16 protein-coding genes and 1 riboswitch are annotated in these 19,696 nt (G+C 59.8%); of the genes, 4 read left to right on the top strand and 12 right to left on the bottom strand.

Annotated features, from left to right (window positions below; translation table 11 throughout):
• Window positions 1-227: 227 nt before the first annotated feature.
• Window positions 228-1,760 carry a sodium/proline symporter gene (locus E0E20_RS05695; RefSeq protein WP_130837256.1) on the bottom strand — a complete coding sequence of 511 codons (1,533 nt, stop codon included), beginning with the start codon at window positions 1,758-1,760 and terminating at the stop codon, window positions 228-230.
• Between the two features lie 171 nt (window positions 1,761-1,931).
• On the opposite strand from E0E20_RS05695, the gene E0E20_RS05700 reads away from it, so the two are divergent.
• Together E0E20_RS05700 and E0E20_RS05705 are read left to right on the top strand one after the other, a co-directional pair.
• On the top strand, window positions 1,932-3,332 hold the full coding sequence (locus E0E20_RS05700; protein WP_130837257.1) for a serine hydrolase: 1,401 nt from the start codon (window positions 1,932-1,934) through the stop codon (window positions 3,330-3,332).
• Window positions 3,301-3,774 (top strand): DUF2752 domain-containing protein, encoded by a 474-nt coding sequence (locus tag E0E20_RS05705; RefSeq protein WP_130837258.1) that lies wholly within the window; start codon window positions 3,301-3,303, stop codon window positions 3,772-3,774. The genes E0E20_RS05700 and E0E20_RS05705 overlap by 32 nt, the downstream gene beginning before the upstream one ends.
• Here E0E20_RS05705 and E0E20_RS05710 read toward each other — a convergent pair.
• The 7 genes from E0E20_RS05710 to xylB form a co-directional block, all read right to left on the bottom strand.
• A complete protein-coding gene (locus E0E20_RS05710; protein ID WP_130837259.1) occupies window positions 3,749-4,630 on the bottom strand; it encodes a class I SAM-dependent methyltransferase in 882 nt (293 codons plus the stop codon). The genes E0E20_RS05705 and E0E20_RS05710 overlap by 26 nt on opposite strands.
• Window positions 4,631-4,714: 84 nt before the next feature.
• A complete protein-coding gene (metK, locus tag E0E20_RS05715; protein WP_130837457.1) occupies window positions 4,715-5,905 on the bottom strand; it encodes a methionine adenosyltransferase in 1,191 nt (396 codons plus the stop codon).
• 260 nt (window positions 5,906-6,165) lie between these two features.
• Window positions 6,166-6,278: riboswitch (SAM riboswitch) on the bottom strand.
• A 71-nt stretch (window positions 6,279-6,349) separates the two neighbouring features.
• Window positions 6,350-7,144: a DUF975 family protein gene (locus E0E20_RS05720; RefSeq protein ID WP_165443998.1), complete on the bottom strand. Its 795-nt coding sequence runs from the start codon at window positions 7,142-7,144 to the stop codon at window positions 6,350-6,352.
• Entirely contained in the window at window positions 7,062-7,739 is a 678-nt protein-coding gene (locus tag E0E20_RS13880; RefSeq protein ID WP_165443999.1) for a hypothetical protein, read from the bottom strand. The genes E0E20_RS05720 and E0E20_RS13880 overlap by 83 nt, the downstream gene beginning before the upstream one ends.
• A 299-nt stretch (window positions 7,740-8,038) precedes the next feature.
• Window positions 8,039-9,538 (bottom strand): L-fucose/L-arabinose isomerase family protein, encoded by a 1,500-nt coding sequence (locus E0E20_RS05725; protein WP_130837261.1) that lies wholly within the window; start codon window positions 9,536-9,538, stop codon window positions 8,039-8,041.
• A gap of 52 nt (window positions 9,539-9,590) precedes the next feature.
• On the bottom strand, window positions 9,591-10,223 hold the full coding sequence (locus E0E20_RS05730; protein ID WP_130837262.1) for a DUF4867 family protein: 633 nt from the start codon (window positions 10,221-10,223) through the stop codon (window positions 9,591-9,593).
• A gap of 24 nt (window positions 10,224-10,247) precedes the next feature.
• Complete coding sequence (gene xylB / locus E0E20_RS05735; RefSeq protein WP_130837263.1) at window positions 10,248-11,720, bottom strand: xylulokinase; 1,473 nt, start codon at window positions 11,718-11,720, stop codon at window positions 10,248-10,250.
• 347 nt (window positions 11,721-12,067) lie between these two features.
• Between xylB and E0E20_RS05740 the strand changes: the two genes are divergently transcribed.
• Window positions 12,068-13,096 carry a LacI family DNA-binding transcriptional regulator gene (locus E0E20_RS05740; RefSeq protein ID WP_130837264.1) on the top strand — a complete coding sequence of 343 codons (1,029 nt, stop codon included), beginning with the start codon at window positions 12,068-12,070 and terminating at the stop codon, window positions 13,094-13,096.
• Window positions 13,097-13,191: 95 nt separating this feature from the next.
• On the opposite strand, the gene arcC is transcribed toward E0E20_RS05740, so the two are convergent.
• Complete coding sequence (gene arcC / locus E0E20_RS05745) at window positions 13,192-14,133, bottom strand: carbamate kinase (protein WP_130837265.1); 942 nt, start codon at window positions 14,131-14,133, stop codon at window positions 13,192-13,194.
• Window positions 14,134-14,354: 221 nt separating this feature from the next.
• Here arcC and cysK point away from each other — a divergent pair, with 221 nt between their 5' ends.
• Entirely contained in the window at window positions 14,355-15,296 is a 942-nt protein-coding gene (gene cysK, locus E0E20_RS05750) for a cysteine synthase A (RefSeq protein ID WP_130837266.1), read from the top strand.
• A gap of 69 nt (window positions 15,297-15,365) precedes the next feature.
• On the opposite strand, the gene E0E20_RS05755 is transcribed toward cysK, so the two are convergent.
• The 3 genes from E0E20_RS05755 to E0E20_RS05765 all read right to left on the bottom strand — a co-directional run bounded on the left by E0E20_RS05755 (window position 15,366) and on the right by E0E20_RS05765 (window position 19,498).
• Entirely contained in the window at window positions 15,366-15,842 is a 477-nt protein-coding gene (locus tag E0E20_RS05755; protein ID WP_130837267.1) for a signal peptidase II, read from the bottom strand.
• Window positions 15,843-15,845: 3 nt separating this feature from the next.
• Window positions 15,846-17,585 (bottom strand): ATP-dependent Clp protease ATP-binding subunit ClpX, encoded by a 1,740-nt coding sequence (gene clpX / locus E0E20_RS05760; RefSeq protein WP_130837268.1) that lies wholly within the window; start codon window positions 17,583-17,585, stop codon window positions 15,846-15,848.
• A 239-nt stretch (window positions 17,586-17,824) separates the two neighbouring features.
• Entirely contained in the window at window positions 17,825-19,498 is a 1,674-nt protein-coding gene (locus E0E20_RS05765) for a S1C family serine protease (RefSeq protein WP_242622675.1), read from the bottom strand.
• Window positions 19,499-19,696 lie beyond the last annotated feature (198 nt).

Raw genomic sequence — 19,696 nt, forward strand, 5'->3', positions numbered from 1 at the left:
TTGAGGCGGTACCGGACCTCCCGGTACACTCCAGACATTCGCTCCACGGAATAACCCGTCATCCTGCGGATGACAGCAACCTCACGCTTCACAGCTATCATGTCACAGCGAAAATGATTATATCGGAGGAAAACGTCGAATGCAAGCGGTTTTCCGGGCCTCCGATATAATTATTGTATTTTTTTTCGTACAATTCGGTCTCTGTCCCGCCGTCCGGGTCCGGCGTCTCACTTCATCGCCGCGACCCGGTCATACTTCTCGAGGAGGTCCTGCGCCGGCGGGGGCGTAAGGAGCGACACCACGGCATTCACGGCCAGCGCAATCAGAAAGGCCGGGAGCAGCTCATAGATATTCCAGAGCCCGCCAAGGGGGCGCACAAGAAACTTCCATATAAATATCATCACACCGCCGGTCAGCATGCCCGCCATCGCGCCCGCGCCGCTCGAGCGGCGCCAGAAGAGCGCCAGCAGAATGGCGGGACCGAACGAAGCGCCGAAGCCCGCCCATGCGAACGAGACGATCTGGAACACCGAGCTGTCGCTGTCCCATGCAAGGAAAACCCCGACAACGGCGATCAGGATCAGGCTCACGCGGGAGATCAGAAGAAGTCTCTTCTGATCGATGCGCAGATGAAAGCATTCCATCAGGATATCGCTGGAGATGGACGAGGACGCCGCGAGAAGCTGCGAATCCGCCGTGGACATCGTGGACGCCAGTATCCCCGAAAGAACGACCCCGGCAAGGAGAGCAGGAAAAATGCCAGAAGAAGAAAGGAGGTCGGCGATCTCAATGATGACCGTCTCCGAGGCAGCCCCCTCCAGCACGGGGATCACCCCCGCCCGGCTCATCCCCAGCCCTGTCATGCCAATGAGGACTGCAGCCGCCATGGAAATGACGACCCACGCCGACGCGACCCGGCGGGAGAGCTTCAGCTTGCTGTCATTCTCAATCGCCATGAAGCGGAGAAGAATGTGCGGCATGCCGAAATACCCAAGCCCCCACGCGAGCGTGGAGCAGATGGTAAGAAGTGAATACGGGACGGCGCTTCCGGACAGGACGTCATATCCCGCCCGCATGGAGAGATAGCCCGGCAGAGCTCTCGCATTCTCTGCCACCGCTCCGATGCCGCCGGCCTGCACGACGCCGAAGACCAGAACCGAAAGCAGAGCCGCCGACATGACAATGCTCTGAATGAAGTCCGTGGTGCTTGCCGCAAGAAAGCCTCCCATCGCCGTGTAGAAAATAATGATGACGGCGCTGAGAATCATCGCCGCATGATAATCCATGCCGAACAGGGAGGAAAACAGCTTGCCGCAGGCCGCAAAGCCCGAGGCCGTATACGGGACGAAGAACACAATGATCCAGACCGCCGCAATCAGCGTGAGAATCCTGTGTCTGTCTCCGTAGCGGTTTGAAAAAAATCCGGGGATCGTGATCGAATGATTCGCCTCCGTATAGCGGCGAAGACGCTTTGCCACAATCAGCCAGTTGAGATACGTTCCCGCTGCGAGACCGATCGCCGTCCAGCCCGCATCCGCAAGGCCGGACAGATAACACACGCCGGGGAGCCCCATAAGAAGCCAGCTCGACATATCCGACGCCTCGGCACTCATCGCCGTCACAAAGGGGCCGAGCCTGCGCCCTCCGAGATAGAAATCTCCCACCGTCTCATTTTGTTCCGACAGCCTGATGCCGACGCCGATCATCACCAGCAGATAACAGACCATCGCCGTCAGCATCGCAATCTGTGCACCTGTCATTCCGTTCTCCCCTCTTCCGTTCCGTTTCCGCGGCGGCTCTTCCTGCGGTATCCCTGTCCGCCGCCATATGAAACGCATTATAGAGAGATTTGTTTGCTGCGTCAATACGTTATCGCAGTAAAGCAAGACGGACGGTCGACTTTTCGAGGGATCTGTGGGAGAATATTCATCATGAAAAAAAGAGCCGCGGCCGCCGCGGTGCTCCTCCTCGCGCTCGCCGCCGTGCTTCTCCTCCGGACAGGAAAGAGGCCGTTCGTCCGTCCGGGCGCGCAGGGCGGCGCTCCGCGCACAGAAGCCGAATCACAGGACGAAGCACAGGACAAATCAGAAGTCCGATCATATATTGAAGCAGACGCTGGGGCCGGAAGCTCTTCCGCCCCGGCGAAAGCCGCTCCTCTGTCGGCCCTCGCAAAAAGCGTCGCTGAATCCGAAGCGCTGCGGACAGAGCTTCTGCGGAAGCAGGCGGCCGCAGTGGAGGCCGCAAGGAAACGTGCAGAAAAAAAGGCCGCTCTCCTCGCCGAAAAGGAAGCGGCCCTGAACGCAGCCTGCCGCGCCGCGGACGCCCTGGAGGACCCCGCGCTCTCCTTTCCCGGAAAACCGGAGGTCCGCGCTCTGCCCGGGGCCGATCTCGCCGCCGCGCAGAGCACCTTCTCCCAGATCAGGGCCGAAGCAGCGAGCAGCGGACAAAAGAAGAGCCGCACGTCGGAAAAAAGCGGCTCCGCAGCGGCCGGATGCCTCGGGGAACTCCGCTTCTACGGAATGGACAAAACAGCGGACGATATGCCGGAGCTGCCGTATGATATGCCGCACGGCATGAGCAACCGCACCGTCGCGCAGCTCCGTGATGCCCTTGACGCCTGCACGGAAAACGGCCACAGCGTCGGCTTTGTTCTGCTCGACCTCACCAGCGGGGAGGCGGCTGCATGCCGGGCCGGGGCAAAGTATTACAGCGCAAGCATGATAAAGGCCCCTTACATTTTCAGTCTTCTGGATTCCGGCCTCCCTCTCGACGGGCATATGGAGGAGGCCATCCGGATATCCAGCAACAGCGATTATAATCTGCTCACCGAAAAATACGGCCGCGCCGTGTTCCGCCGGTATCTGGACGAAGCCGGAACGACAAACACCGAATGGGCGTCCCGTTACAGCGAGACGACGCCCATCGACATGACAAGGCTCTGGCTCAGGGGCGAAACGCTGCTGTCCAGAAACGGGAGCCGCGCCGCAAAGCTCCGGGACGTCCTCCAAGCCGGATACGGATCGGCCATAAAGGCTGCACTCGGCAAAAGCTGCGTGACATACAGCAAGGCCGGCTGGATCTCCTATGACGAGGATCCCCGCTACAACGTCTATGGAGACGCAGGCATCGTCGACGACGGCGCCTTTCCCTATATCCTGGTTATTATGTCCGATCTCGACAGCACGGAGGGCATTTCCCCCGTGAGCCGTCTCGTCCTTGCGCTGAACCGGCTTCATCTTGAGATGATGCGCGCATTTCTTTACAGAGAACAGAGCAGACTGCCTTCCGCAGGTATTCCGTATGAAAACCGCATTCCGGAAATTTCTGAATAATATAAGAAAGGACGCCGGAGCCATCGCGCTCCCTGCGCCCCTCCTGCTTCTGTGGCGTGCGCTGATGCTCGCGCGCTTCAAAGCCTCCTGTCCGTCGGTCATTCTGACCGGCTTTCCCTGCCCCGCCTGCGGTCTGACAAGAGCCGCGCTGGCTCTGCTGCGGGGCGATTTTCGGACGGCATGGCAGATGAATCCCTCGCTCTTTCTGCTTGTACCGTTCGTGTTCTGGTGCCTGTACTGGCGCTGGTGGAGGGAAGAGAGGATACGCGGCTTCCGGCCTCTTCTCCTTGCGCTCTGCATCGCCGCCATACTCCTTTTTGCCGCGCGCATGCTCCGTTACTTCCCGCGGCAGGCCCCCTATTCTTTCAGCTACCGGAGCGTCACCTCGCACCTCATTCCCGATTACAACCGCAGGGTCAGCGGGTATTTTCCGTCGCCGTAAAGCGTCCCGCCGCCCCGCAGGGGAGCACCAGTCCGTTTGAGGATACCGGGAGTCCCAGCTCGTCGGCCTCGATCACGCCTGCCGTTTTCCCATCCAGCACCGTGTGCAGCAGATAGCGGAGCACCGCGGGCTGCAGCCCTGTCGTATAGGAGCTCAGCAGGAAGAACAGGGGCTTTTCGGAGAGCAGGCCGGAGGTCTTCCGGAGCAGCTCGAAGACCCCCTCCTCCATCTTCCATATCTCGCCCTTGGGCCCTCTCCCGTAGGAGGGCGGATCCATAATCACGGCGTCATATCGGCTGCCGCGCCGGAGCTCTCTCTCGACGAATTTCATGCAGTCGTCCACGAGCCATCGGATCGGCGCAGAACCGAGTCCGCTGGCGGCCGCGTTTTCTCTCGCCCACGAAACCATGCCCTTGGACGCATCCACATGGGTCACCTGCGCGCCCGCCTTTGCCGCGGCACAGGTCGCGCCGCCGGTATACGCAAAGAGGTTCAGAACCCTCACTCCGCGCCCGCGCTGCACCGCGTCCCGGATGAGCGGCATAAACCAGTCCCAGTTCGCCGCCTGCTCGGGGAACAGACCCGTATGCTTGAAAGAGAACGGCTTCAAGTGGAAGCGCAGCTCACCGTAGCGTATCGTCCACTCCTCCGGCAGATCAAAAAATTCCCATTCCCCGCCGCCCTTTGCGCTCCTGAGGTAGTGCGCATTGGAATTTTTCCAGCTTTTTCCGCGGGGCGTATCCCAGATCACCTGCGGGTCCGGGCGGATCAGGCGGTACTGCCCCCATCGCTCCAGCTTCTCCCCGCCGGAGGTGTCGATCACTTCATAATCTTTCCAGTTTTCCGCCAGCCACATGACTGCGTTCCTCCCTGCCGCCGGATGCCGCAGCCTCTTCCGTCTGCTCCGTCGCTGCCGCCCCGTCCCGGAGCCCTCTGCCGCTTATGCCAGCTCCGCCCGGAGCTCCTCGACCTTGTCGAGCTTCTCCCACGGGAGCTCCACGTCGGTTCTTCCGAAATGCCCGTAGGCCGCCGTCGACTTGTAAATCGGACGGCGAAGATCGAGCATCCGGATGATGCCGGCCGGACGCAGATCGAAGTGCTTCCGGATGATCTCCGTGATGCGCTCGTCGGCGGTCTTTCCCGTCCCGAACGTATTGACATTGACCGAGGTCGGCTGCGCGACACCGATCGCGTAGGAGAGCTGAATTTCAAGACGGTCCGCATAGCCGGCCGCCACGAGGTTCTTCGCGACGTAGCGCGCCGCATAGGCCGCGGAGCGATCGACCTTGGTGCAGTCCTTTCCGGAGAACGCGCCGCCGCCGTGGCGTCCCGCTCCGCCATAGCTGTCCACAATGATCTTGCGTCCGGTCAGACCCGCATCCCCGTGCGGGCCGCCGATCACAAAGCGCCCGGTGGGATTGATATAGACCTTGGTATCCTGATCCACCATCGAGCCGTCCACCACGGCATCGATCACATATTTCCGTATATCCTCATGAATCTGTTCCTGTGTGGCCTTGTCGTCATGCTGCGTCGAAATCACGATGGCCTCGAGCCGCACCGGACAGTTCTCCGCATCATACTCGACTGAGACCTGAGACTTTCCGTCGGCGCGGAGATAGGGAAGCGTTCCGTTTTTTCTGACCTCCGTGAGCTTTCTCGTCAGCTTGTGCGCGAGATTGATCGAATAGGGCATATACTCCGGCGTCTCGTTGGTCGCATAACCGAACATCATACCCTGATCGCCCGCTCCGATCGCCTCGATCTCCTCGTCGGTCATGCGGTTCTCTCTCGCCTCAATAGCCCGGTCCACGCCCATGGCGATATCCGGAGACTGCTGATCCAGAGCGACAAAAACGGCGCAGGTATCACAGTCAAAGCCCTTGGACGAATCGTCGTAGCCGATCTCGCGGATCGTCTCGCGCACAATCCTCTGATAATCGACCGCCGCCTTGGTTGTGATCTCGCCCGTCACCAGAACAAAGCCCGTGCAGGTCGCCGTCTCACAGGCGACGCGGCTCATGGGATCCTGCTCCATGCAGGCGTCAAGGATGGCGTCCGAAACCGCATCGCAGATCTTGTCCGGATGTCCCTCTGTCACCGATTCCGAAGTAAAAATATATCTCTCCAGAAAAAATTCCTCCATGCCGAAGCACTCTGTGCGAGTCACACGCCGCAAGCCCCCTGCGCCGGCGCGCAGTGTGCCGAGCCGCTCTGCGGCTCATGCCGTCCCGCTGCCTGACAGCATTTTTCGTTTACTGAATGGTCCGCGCAGGCGGTTTTGCGGCTGCGATAGGGGGCGATCTGGGCTTCGGTGCAGATCGCCCTGCACAAAACAAAAAAATTCCGCGCGGCGAACACCGTGCGGAAAGAAAGCTAGGCCTTGCAATCCTCTTATTGTTCGACGCGCCTTTCGGCTCTCGCTCAGGTTGGCACCTTCCCATCTTGCAGGGGTTGCCGCGGCTTCACAGATCCTTTGTATCTCCACCGCCTCTGAATAAGAGTGAGGTATATTTAACTGTCCATCATCATACGCCTGCTCAGCCGCGCTGTCAACGAGGCGGAAGACCACACATCAGGTATTTTGTCCCGTTTCCTTTCCGGCAAGGGCACAATATGCCGCCGCCATCGCCCCTCTCCGATAGGCCGCGACCCAGAGATCCGCAATGCCGCAGGAAAGAAGCCCCAGCAGAAACAGCGGCACAAAGCTGAACGTGAGATAAAGGAGCTTTCCCATGTTTCTCCGCGTCATGCGCACGGACATCCGCAGCGCCTCCGCCGCACCCATATCCGGAAAGTCGATCAGCAGATACGGCGCCATGGAAAACAGCAGAGAAATGACGAAAGAGGTAAGAATGCCGAGCCCTGTCACGCCCCAGTAGAGCAGGCTCCCCGCCTGTGCCTTTCCCAGATGCAGGCCCAGTATTTCCCCGGGCAGCCCGCAGAGCACGCTGACCGCCGCCGGAAGCAGCTCGATGCGGATCACACGGTCCGCCTCGCCGCGGCGAAAGCCGCGCAGCAGATCGGCCCCCGATACCTGACCGCCGAAGAGAGCCGCCAGACTGACGTAGGAAACACCGTACTGAAACAGCCCCGCAAAGGCCGATATCAGCACCGACGCCAGCGAGTCCAGAACAATCCCTGCCGCGCCGCCCACCGCAAAAACGGCAGAGGACAGCTCCAGCAGAATAAATGAGGCCGACGCAGCAAGCAGAAACCCGCCGATCATCAGACCGTAATGCCCCAGCAGCGCGCCGCGGGCCTCTGCCTTGCACGCCCGTGAAAACTCAGATAATTGTTGCCGCATCGAGTATCGTCTCTCTTTCATTCCCATTCCGGTGCCGATCACCGCCGTCCTGTCCCGCGCCATCTCCGCCGGCCTTATTCTCGCTGCCGGCTTCATCCCCGCTCGCGCCGGTTTCGCCGTTTTCTCCGGAAATCGGCGTGCCGTCCGGGTAGAAGCCCGTCCCGCCGTCATCTGTACCGGTGTCATCACCCGGGGCCGGTCCCTCCATGATGCCCTGCACCGCCGCATCCGCATTGCCGTTCGCTCCAAGGTCAATGCCGTACTGCTGTTCCAGAAGCTCCAGCATATCGTCAAAGGAGTATCCATACATCTGCCGGGTCATCCGGTTTGCCGTCTCCCGCATGCCGGCATCCGTGAACAGCACATAATAGGAGCCGCCGACCATCACGGTATTGACCGCCAGAGCGACAGCGGAAATGATCGCCGCCCGTCTGGCCGCGGCCTCCATCCGCCGCGCCTCTCCCCGTGAGAGAAAGGCCAGCACAACCGCAACCGGAGCCAGAACATACGGAAGCACAATCGTCATCAGAAGCGTACTGAGGAGAGCGGCGATGCTCAGAAAAAACGCCGTCCCCGCCATCTGTTTTCCCTTATGTGCGCGGGCGTATCGGGGATCATAGCCGTCGTCGCTGCCGCGGTATCTGTTCTCTTCGCTCATATTCCACTTCCTGCACTTCCGTTTCCTGAATTTCCGCTTTTCTTCTGATTTCCTGCTGACGGAGCGTCTCCGCCTCCGGATTCATGTCTGTGCAATATTATACTCCGTCACTCCGCCGAAAAGCGACCGAAAATATGCAGGCGTGGGAAATATCCGCCCCCGGCTCTCCCATGCAGGAAAAGCAGAATACCGCAGAGCCGTTCAGGCCTGCGGTATTCTGTGCATAAAGCGTCTGCGTGACTGCTTAAGCGGCAAAGCCCGCTGACGTCTGCGTCTCTTTGATATGACGGATATTGCCGTTACTTCACAAACGGATTCTCATCCTCGTAGCGGACGCCGGCCGGACGATTGTAGCCGATTTCTTTCGGATCCACGCCGATGTATTTCAGAGCGTCATACAGCGTCTTACCGTAGTGACCGAACATGACCGCGCCGTGATGAGGATAATTCTTTCCGATCAGCTCATAGCGGTAGAAGCGGCCCATTTCCTTGATCGCGAACACGCCGATGCCGCCGAACGACTGCGTCGCCACCGGAAGAACCTCTCCCTCTGCAGCATAGGCGCGCAGCACGTTGTCCGCCGTGGACTGCAAACGATAGAACGTGATGTCGCCGGGATTGATGTCGCCCTCGATCGTCCCCTCGCACCACTCTGCCGGATGCGTGTTGGCCATGATCTTCTGATAATCGAGATGCGCGCCGTGGATCTTGCTGGAGCAGGTGTTGCCGCAGTGGAAACCCATGAAAGTATCGGTGAACTTATAGTCGAACTTGCCCTCGATGAACTCTCTGTACATATCTTTCGGGACAGAGTTGTTGATATCAAGCAGGGTGACAGGCTCGCCGGTGATGCAGATGCCGATGTACTCGGACAGCGTGCCGTAGATATCGACCTCGCAGGAAACCGGGATGCCGCGTCCGGTCAGACGGCTGTTCACATAGCAGGGCACAAAACGGAACATATCCTGAAACGCCGGCCAGCACTTCGTGGTCAGTGCGACATACTTGCGGTATCCCTTATGCGCCTCGACCCAGTCCGTGAGCGTCAGCTCGTACTGCGCAAGCTTCTTGAGCATCTCCGGGGCCTTGCCCTCGGCATAACCCATCTCCTGCGCCATATCCGCGGCGACAGCGGCGATTCTCTCGTCGCCCTCGTGCTTCTGATACGCCTCAAAGAGATCCAGCTCGGACTCCTCCTCGATCTCGACGCCGAGATTGAAGAGCTGCTTGATCGGCGCATTGCAGGCGAGGAAGTTCTGCGGGCGGGGTCCAAAGGAAATGATCTTGAGGTTCTGCAGGCCCTCCGCCACACGGGCTATCGGGAGGAACGCATGGATCATATCGGCGCAGTCCTCCGCGTCGCCCACCGGATATTCCGGAATATATGCCCTGATATTGCGGAGCGCCAGATTGTAGCTGGCATTCAGCATGCCGCAGTACGCGTCGCCGCGTCCGGTGATATCCAGCGAATGCTGCGACTCCTCCGCCGCCGCGCAGAACATCTTGGGGCCGTCAAAGTGCTTTGCCAGAAGCGTCTCGGCGATCTCGGGGCCGAAGTTTCCCAGATAGACGCAGAGCGCGTTGCAGCCCGCCTTTTTGATATCCTCAAGCGCGTTCACCATGTCGATCTCGCTCTCGACAACGGTGACGGGGCACTCATAGATGTCGTCCGCGCCGTATTTCGCGGTATAGGCCTTGACGAGGGCCGCTCTTCTGTCGACCGCAAGGTTTGCCGGGAAGCAGTCGCGGCTGACCGCCACGATGCCCACCTTGATAACGGGAACGTTTGCAAATGCCATGATATTCTCCTCCTGTGTTATATAAATCAATAAAAAGTTGATGAATTACCGCTCAGTCCTCATAGAGGTCGAGATTCTTTCCGACAAGCCCCAGCGGAGAGCCCTCTGCAAGGCCGCCCTCCGGATGCCCGATCAGCCACTTGTTCACCGCGGTGAGGTGACGGTCCTCGACCGTCCTCTCATGCTTCTCCCCAAGCTCCAGATTCGTCCCCGCAGGCAGCGCCACGCCGACCTGAAAGCCGTCTTTGCCCGGCGCGTTGCACGGCGCGTAGTGAAGCGTCGTCGCATAGACCTCCACAACCGTTCCCTCCGGGATCAGGAACGCCTCGACCTTTGCAGTGTCGTAGGTCATATCCGCCGAAACGTCCTGCTGGCGTCCGATCATCAGAACTGCGTCCGTCGCCGCAAAATTGATCTCAGAGCTGCGGTGATACTCCAGCGCATTGAGCTTCGTATTGTCTCCGTTGCAGTAGCCGACCTGCACCGGCAGCTCGCCGAACGCAAGGCTCTGCATCGCCCTGCCACCCTCCGTGGCCTCGAGCTCCGGATCGCCGGGAACGTAGACAACGTTCCCTTTCGGCATTTCCTTTTTCCGGAGCGCCCCGATCAGACCGGCAAACGACGGATCCTCAAGCACTCTGCCGTACGGCGCAAATTCGGGATCGCTTACTCTGTAAATTTTCATGCCCTCTCCTTTGTCTCGCATCCTTTATTTCGCAATTTCCTGAAAAACAGGCTTCAGCGCCGGGTACAGCGTGCGAAACTGCCGGTACCGCTCCTCGTACTTCGCCACAAGCTCCGGATCCGGCTCCTCGGTCTCCCGCACCTTTACGATCGCGTTCGCCGCATCCTCCACCGTCGCGTAGACCCCATCGGCCACCATCGCCAGCATCGCGCCGCCCATGCCCGGGCCCTCCTCGCAGGCCGGCACATCCACCTTGATATTGAGAATGTTCGCGATCATCCTGCGCCAGAGCGGGCTCTTCGCTCCTCCGCCGCAGATCTTCGTCCGATCGACATGGACGCCGAGAGAACGCGCGATCTCATACATATCGCGGGTGGCGAAGCACACTCCCTCGAGAACCGCCTGCGTCAGATCTGCCCGCGTCGTGTCCATCGTGATGCCGGTAAAGGTCGCCCGCGCCATCGGATCGTTCCACGGCGAGCGCTCGCCCATCAGATAGGGCAGGAAAAAGACATGGTTCTCGCCGAGCTTTGTAATATCCGCCTGCTCGCCGGCATAGTCCTTTGTGGCGAGGATGTCGTCCATCCACCACTTATTGCAGCTCGCCGCGCTGAGCATGCAGCCCATCAGATGGTAGGTACCGTCGGCATGATCAAAGGAGTGCAGCGCATTGTTGCTGTCCACTCTGAACTGGCGGGAGGAAATGAAGATCGTTCCGCTCGTTCCCAGAGAGATATTGCACCTGCCGTCGCCGACCGTGCCGGTTCCGACCGCCGCCGCCGCGTTGTCGCCCGCGCCCGCGGCAATCACTACCGCCTCCGGCAGACCGAGGCGCTTTGCCAGCTCCGGCTTCAGCGTTCCGACTTTCTCATAGCTCTCAAAAAGCTGTGGGAGCTGATCTTCCGTTACCCCGCAGATCTCCAGCATTTCCTTTGACCAGCGGCGGTTCTTCACGTCGAGCAGCAGCATGCCCGAGGCGTCCGAAAGATCGGTGGCAAAGGTTCCGGAAAGGCGATAGCAGAGATAATCCTTAGGGAGCATGATCCGGCGGATGCGCGCGAAATTCTCCGGCTCGTTGTCACGCACCCAGAGGAGCTTCGGCGCGGTAAAGCCGGCAAACGCAATGTTGGCCGTGTACTCCGAGAGCCTGTCCCTGCCGATCTCCTGATTGAGGTAATCCGTCTCTTTTACGGTGCGTCCGTCATTCCAGAGAATCGCCGGGCGGATCACCGCATCGTTCTCATCCAGAATCACCAGTCCGTGCATCTGCCCGCCGAAGCTGATGCCGGCGACCTTGTCCCGGTCAGCCCCGGAAACCAGCTCCTCAAGACCCGCGAGCGTCTGCTCAAACCAGTCCTCCGGATTCTGCTCCGACCAGCCCGGATGCGGAAAAAACAGCGGATATTCTCTGGAAACAACATTGTGAATTCTGCCCGTCTCGTCCATGAGCAGGAGCTTCACTGCGGATGTTCCCAGGTCAATGCCGATGTATAGCATAATGGTACCTCCTTTGCCGGCTCTGTCTGCGCCTCATAACTGCTGATATCGTGCCCGTGCACGCCATTTATAGCATACGCATTTCGCCTCAAAACTGCAACACTGTTTTTCCTTTTCGTTTATATGCACATATACAGGCTGAACTTTTTGTGCTCTTTCACCACTTGACGCACGGCTCCCTCCGCCTCGCCGTGCCTTTCCGTGCTCAGGCACGCTTCTTCGTTGACTTAAAGAAAAATGCAGGCTAAACTACAAGGCATACAGTTCCCTTTCATTCTGCGGTCTGCCCCGCTGATGCCGGCCGCCGCAGAGCAGCGTTTTTTCTATAAATTTAATGAGGACAGAGTATGGCAACCATCAAAGAAATCGCAGAGCTCGCCGGCGTCTCCCGCGGAACGGTCGACCGCGTCCTCAACAATCGCGGGGCCGTGAGCCCTGAAACAGAGAAAAAAATCCGTGAAATCGCCCGCGCCGTCCGCTACACGCCGAACCGCGCCGGCATTGTTCTCGCCGCGCAGAAAAAAAATCTGAAGCTCGGCTTCATCGTATTCGGGCACAGCAATCCTTTCTTCGACAAGGTTCTCCTCGGCGTCGAGGAGGAGTCCGCGGAGCTCCGCTGCTACAACTGCCGCGTGCTGACCCGCCGCGTCGGCGTGAGCACCGGCGAAATGATAGGCGCCATCGATCATCTGGTCCGGGAGGGCGTGAGCGGCCTCGCCATCGCTCCCGGCAACGACGATTCCATCCGGCATAAGATCGACGAGCTGGCGGAGCGGAACATCCCCGCCGTCACCCTGAATACCGATATCGAAAATTCCCGGCGCATCGCCTATGTGGGCAGCGACTATTATGAAAGCGGGCGCACCGCCGCCGGCCTCATCAGTCTTGTCACCGCGCCGTTCGCCGTGCCCGTCCATGTTGGCATTGTCTCGGGCTCCGATCAGATTCTGTGCCACACGAGACGCATCGCCGGCTTTCAGGAGCGCATCATGGAATGTTATCCCGGCATCTCCGTCGCGGACATCATCTACAACCATGACGACGACATCGAGAGCTACCGCAGAACCCGCGAAATGCTGGATGCGCACCCGGAAATCAATGCGCTGTATTTCGGCTCCGCCGGCGTGCACGGAGGGTGCCGGGCCCTGTGCGAATCCGGCAGGCAGAGCGCCGTCCGCGTCATCGCCCACGACGCCGTTTCAAGTACCGAGGAGCTGATCCGGCGGGGCGTCATTTCCGCCACCATCTGCCAGCAGCCGGAAAAACAGGGCTCTCTCCCCCTCTCTCTCCTTTTTTCCTATCTCACCACCGGAGAGAAGCCGGACAGCGAATACTACTATACTAATTCCGATATCCGCATCCGGGAAAATATCTGAAATCAAAAGGGGTATAGGGCAAAAACGCCCCCGCCGGGAAAGATCATGGTCTTTCCGGCCGGGGGCGCTGCTTTGTTCTTTATTTCCATGTCCGCTCAGGCGGTGATAACCGTCCCCGCATTTCCGGCGATGGCGTCGTCGACCCGGTCCAGCGATGTGATGAGCACGCGGCCGTCCGGCTTCGCGGCGAGATATTCGATCGCCGCCTCGATCTTCGGTTTCATCGTCGTCTCCCCGAACTGTCCCTCGCGGATCAGAATCTTTGCCTGCTCTGCATTCATCTGCGGAATGGCTTTCTGGTTCTCCGCGCCGAAGTTCTCGAACACATTCGGCACCGCCGTCAGAATGATCAGCTCATCCGCCATGATGTCCGCCGCCAGCTTTCCGGCGATCGCGTCCTTTTCAATGACCGCGGAGGCGCCCCGGAGCGCATGCTCCTGCACGATCACCGGGATCCCTCCGCCGCCGCAGCAGATCACCACCTGCCCGGCGTCCGCGAGGAGGCGGATCGTCTCAATCTCCATGATCTCCAGCGGTCTGGGCGTCGCCACAATGCGAAGATACCCGTGCCCCGGCTCCTCAGTCACAAAATTCCCTTTCTTTATCTCATTGTCCGCATCCTCTTTCGCCATATAGCGGCCGATTTTTTTTGAGGGACTGTAAAACGCCTCATCATAGGGATCGACGGCAACCTGCGTCAGTATCGTCGCGACCGTCGTCGAATTGCCGCGGGAGAGAAGCTCCGCGCGCAGCGAATTCTGAATATCATAGCCCACATAGCCTTGGCTCATGGCGCTGCACACACTCATCGGCGCCGGCGTATAATCAATATAGACGCGGCGAAGCTCCGTCATCGCCTTGTGAATCATCGAAACCTGCGGCCCGTTGCTGTGCGTGATCGTAAGCTGATAGCCGGCCTCGACCAGATCCGCCAGCGCCTGCGCCGTGACGCCGACCGCATCTTTCTGCTCGTTGGTCGTATAGCCGAGCGCGTTGTGCCCGAGCGCTACCACGACTTTCTTCTGATGACTGTTCATGGCTCCTCCCCGATAAGCCTCTGCCTGCGCAGCGGCATGCTGCTCCCGCCCTGCTCCGCCGCAAAGCGGACGACAGGTGGGATATCGCTGAAAGTATATCAAAAATATGGTTGACATGCCACCGAAAGGCAGTTATTATCTTTTCGAGATATTCATACGGAATTAGTAGGAATTAAGCAGCCGCCGCACGGCGGACAGCACAGGAAAGTGAGGATGAGATCATGGCAGACATAAAAACCAGCGCAGCACAGCTTATCGGACGCACCCCTCTTCTTGAGGCGTCAAACTATCAGAAAAAGAGCGGCACCACCGGCGCAAGAATCCTTGTAAAGCTCGAATATCTGAATCCGGCCGGTTCCGTCAAGGACCGCATCGCACTGGCGATGATCGAGGACGCCGAGGAGCGCGGCCTCCTCCGCCCCGGGGCGATCATCATTGAGCCCACCTCGGGAAATACCGGCATCGGCATCGCCTCCGTCGCCGCCGCAAAGGGCTACCGGGCCATTCTGACTCTCCCCGATACGATGAGCGTCGAACGCCGGAATCTCCTCCGCGCCTACGGCGCGGAGCTCGTCCTGACCGAGGGAGCGCAGGGCATGAAAGGAGCCATTGCCCGGGCGGAGGAGCTGAATCGCAGCATCTCCGGCTCGGTCATTCTCGGCCAGTTCTCCAATCCCGCCAACCCGCGGGCCCATTATCGGACCACCGGCCCCGAGATCTGGGAGGACACGGACGGCAGCGTCGACGCTTTTATCGCCGGCGTCGGTACCGGCGGGACGCTCAGCGGCGTCGGGAAATACCTCCGGGAAAAGAATCCGAACGTTAAGATCATCGCCGTGGAGCCCGACGATTCGGCCGTCCTCTCCGGCGAGAAGCCCGGCCCTCACAAAATTCAGGGCATCGGCGCAGGCTTCATCCCAGAAACGCTCGACACCGGGATCTACGACGAAATCATCCGCGTCCCGAACGAAAACGCCTTTGAGGAGGGACGCCGCATCGCCGTCAGCGAGGGCATCCTTGTCGGCATATCCTCCGGCGCAGCGCTGTGGGCAGCCGGGCAGCTTGCGAGACGGAAAGAGTTTCAGGGCAAGACCATTGTCGCCCTCCTCCCGGATTCCGGCGACCGGTATCTGTCCACTGCGCTGTTCTCCCCGGAGAGCTGAGCCGGCGTCCCCATGACCTTTTGTCTGTCTAACTGACGCCTGACACAGACTGCAGAGGCTGAACACGGATTACAGCGCCTTGAGCGCCGTCACGGCCGCTCCCAGCGCGATACCGAAATCCGCGAAATTGAACACAATGTTCCGAAGCGCCGGGATCCCGATATCAAAGCTGATGTAATCCGTGACGTACCCGCGGCGGAGCCGGTCGTAGGCATTGCTCCACGCCCCGCCGAGAAGAAGAGCGAATCCCGCTTTCAGCGTGTACCGCCCCGCCTTTCCCAGAGTGATGATAAAGACAGGCATCAGCGCCGCCGTGAGAAAAAGTGCGGCGGCGCCGACCACCGCCGGATACCGCTCTCCGAGATTCATCGCCGCGCCGCTGTTGCGGCTGTTCCTGAAGAGGATCAACCCGCGGCGGCTTTTTTGTATTCCGTCCATTCCTAGTTCCCGGGCCCTGCGTTTCATATACTGATCCGCTGCAAAAAGCCCTGCCGCCAGCAGCGGGAACAGAAGCGCCGCCCGGCCTTTCCGGGCTCTTCCACTCATTTCTCAGACAACCTCCGCCGCTCCGACAGACGCAGCCCCGTCCGGCAGCAGCTCTGTCCTTTTCATCTCCAGCTTCTTCTGCTCGCCCGCAATGCCGGCGGCGTCCGTGCGTATTCCGATCTTCGGCGCGCCCTTTCCCTCGATATAATCGCGGGTGATGGCCACCGTTCCGATGCTGTCGTCCTTGGGAACCTCGTACATAATATCCAGCATGAAGTCCTCAATAATCGCCCGCAGCGCCCGCGCCCCGGTCTCCTTTTCCATGGCGCGCTCCGCGATGGCCTCCAGCGCGTCCTCGTCAAAGTCAAGCCGCACCTCATCGAGCTCAAGGAGCTTCTGATACTGCTTGAGGATCGCATTCTTCGGCTCCTTAAGGATCTTCACCAGCATATCCCGGTCAAGCCCCTGCAGCGTGCAGACGACCGGAAGACGGCCGATAAATTCGGGGATAAAGCCGTAGGCGCGCAGGTCCTCCGTCGTCACGCGGGAGAGAAGATTCTTGTCCTTATCGTAGCGGTCCCTCAACTCCGCGTGATAGCCGAAACCGCTCTGCTTCGTGAGGCGTTCCCTGATCCGGTCCTCGAGATTCGGAAACGCGCCGCCGCAGATAAAAAGAATGTTGCGGGTATTGACCGTCGTCATCGGAACCATGGCGTTCTTGCTGCTCGCGCCGACGGGCACCTCCACCTCCGCGCCCTCGAGGAGCTTGAGCATTCCCTGCTGCACCGACTCCCCGTTGACATCCCGGGATGTCATCGTGCTCTTCTTGGCAATCTTGTCGATCTCGTCGACAAACACGATGCCCTGTTCTGCGCGCTCCACGTCATTGTCCGCCGCATCGAGGAGCTTTGAGATCACTGACTCAATATCGTCGCCGATATAGCCCGCCTCCGTGAGAGAGGTCGCATCCGCAATGGCGAGCGGCACATCAAGGAGCCGCGCCAGCGTCTTGACCAGATAGGTCTTGCCGCTGCCCGTCGGGCCGATCATGAGAATATTCGACTTCTCGATCTCGATGTCGTCCATGTGGCCGGTGGTCACCCGCTTGTAGTGGTTGTAGACCGCCACGGAGAGCGTCTTTTTCGCCCGCTCCTGTCCGACCACATATTCGTCGAGCTTTGCCTTGACGATGTGAGGCGCCGGCATGTCGTCGATGGTAAACACCGGCTTCGGCCGGTTCTCTTTCTTCTTTTTAACCTGCGGGCGCATTCCCTGCGGCCCCATGCCGCCGAAAATATCCCCGAGATTCAGGAAGCTGATGGTCGGGCCGCCTTTCTTTTTATCGCCCTTATTCTCGTCCGCTTCCCCGCCGCTCTCCTCGCCGCCGTCCGTGCTCCCGGCGGCTCCGGGTGCGGGCGCATCGTGCCGGGCTGTCTCTGTCCGGGCTTCCTCCTCACGAATCGCCTCTGTCCCGTCCGCCTTTCCCGCACCGCTTCCGCCTGCGCCGTCTTCCTCCGCCGCCGGTTCATCCGCGCGGCGCTGTGCGCTTTCCTCCGCGGCACGGCTCAGCTCTTCATAGAGCTGTCGGTTCATCTCCGCAAGCGACGAGGGGTCGCTCAGCATCTTCGTCAGATCAAGATGCGAGGCCATATTCATCATATTCTGCATGCAGCTTCTGCAGATGCACATGCCGTTCGGCAGATGCAGCATCGGCCCCGCCTGCTTCGACGAGCGGCGGCATACCGCGCAGTAGCTCTCGTATTCTTCGTCTCCGGAATGATGGTTGCTGAAATCTTCGCTCATAAGACTTCTGTCCTTTCTGATCCTGCCGCCGCATCCGGCCACATTCAAATCAAAGTATATCGTCCGCGCCGCGCGGCATCAAGTTAAGGATTTCTAAAGAAACGGAGCTCTTGCGGAAAACATCCCTTTACAAAAAGATACCGGCGGCGCGAAGCCCCGCGCCGCCGGCCGGCATCTTTCCGTGCCGCCTCATTCCTTTTTCGGACATCTCGCCCGTTTCCGGGTGCGTCCCTGTCCTGTCAGTTCGATCCGTTGCCGAAGACATCGCCGTCAAAGAAATATCCGAACGGGCTTCGGGAACCGCCCGAGCCCTCTCCCGGGTTCTCTTCCTCTCCGGGCGCAGCTCCTCCGCTCTCCTGCGACCCGCTGCCGCTCCCTGCGGAGGCCCGGTTCACCTCCTTGCTTCCGCTCAGCTTCAAGGTGATCTCCCGCTCCCCGTAACTGCCGTTGTCGGCTCGCTGGATCGTCAGCGTAACCTTGGTTCCCGCCTTGTAATACGCAAGCTGCTCTTTCAGCTCATCCATTCCCGAAACCGAAACGCCGCCGATCTTTGTGATAATATCGCCCTTTTGAAGTCCCGAATCCGCCGCGCCGGTGCCACTCATGATTTCCGCGACGTACACGCCCTCGGGCATATTGTAGGCGCTCGCGACCTGCGCCGTCACACTGATTCCGCTGATTCCCAGATAGCCCTGCTCATCCTCCGAAACCTTTTCCCTCGTCTCACGGTTCATCAGCTCCTCGATGATCGGGATCGCACGGGACATCGGAATCGCATAGCCCATGCCCTCGACCTTTGTCGCGCCGATCTTGTTGGAATTGATGCCGATGACCTCTCCGCGGCTGTTCAGCAGCGCACCGCCGGAATTTCCGGGATTGATGGCCGCATCCGTCTGAATGAAGACATTGGTTTCCGTATCCGAAAGAGGAAGCTCCCTGTCCACCGCGCTGATGACACCTGTCGTGACGGACTGCCCGTAACCAAGCGCATTGCCGATCGCGATCGCAGGCTCCCCGACTCTCAGCTCATCGGAATCTCCGATCGTCGCGACCGTGATCTGCGCTCTGGTGTCCTCCGGGATATCCGAACGCTTCACCGCGAGCACCGCAAGATCATTCCCGGAATTTGTCCCCTTGATATTGGCCTCCGCCGTCGAATTGTCGATGAACTGCACCTTGAGCTCATTGGCATTCGAGACGACATGGTTGTTCGTTGCGATCAGAAGCTCCGTATCGGTCTCTGCAATAATGATGCCCGATCCCGCGGATTCCTCCTCCGAGGTATAGACCTGACCGAAGAGATCCTGCTGCGTCACGATCGCGCTGTTGTAAACCGACACGATGGACGGCATCACCGCCTCCGCGATATCGGACACGTCCGTGACGGTTCCCGCGCCGCCGCTCCCGCCGGTGCTGCTGGTCTTCAGCGTCACTCCGCCCGAGGCTTTTTCCTCCGATGCCCCGGCGCTTCCCCCGTCCTCCGCGGAAACGGAGCCTCCGTTTTCCGCCGGCGCTTCCGCGTTCTCCTGCGGCGTCTCCGGGGAAGCTTTCTCCGTGGACGGGCCCGCGCTGATCACCGCAAGCGACTGTACGCCGACGGCGCCGGCCCCGGCGCAGAGACCGAAGACCGCAGCCACGGCAAGCGCCAGCGCGGCGCGCGCGCCGCCGCTCATTTTGCCGCCTTTTCTCTTCCTGCGTCCCTTTCCGTTCTCATCGTTGCCCGGCATCGGATTGGAGCCGTAGGCACTGCTGTACGGATTGTAATAATTTCCGCTCTGATGATGTCCGTCCTCGCGGCCGCTGCCCTGACCCGAAGCATCCGCACTGTAAAGAGAGGAGCCTCTGCTCTCCTGCTGTCCCTGTACTTCATTCTGTCCGTTATCATTCTGTCTGTCATTCTGCTCGTCGTACATATCGCTTCTTCCTTTCTTTTTATGATCCGGAGCCCTCTGCCATCCCCGGGTCTTTCCGCCCCGGAGCAGTCCCGGCCCGCGCCTTATTTCTCACTTCTATGTTGAACAGTATAAAAGCCAATTGTGTTCAAACTGTGTTCAATCCATTAGAAATCCGTGAAAAAAGCGCCGGTCTGCCGCAAGCAAAGCAGCAGACAG

Origin of the sequence: Lachnoclostridium sp. Marseille-P6806, assembly GCF_900625025.1 — a bacterium.
GTDB lineage: Bacteria > Bacillota > Clostridia > Lachnospirales > Lachnospiraceae > CAG-791.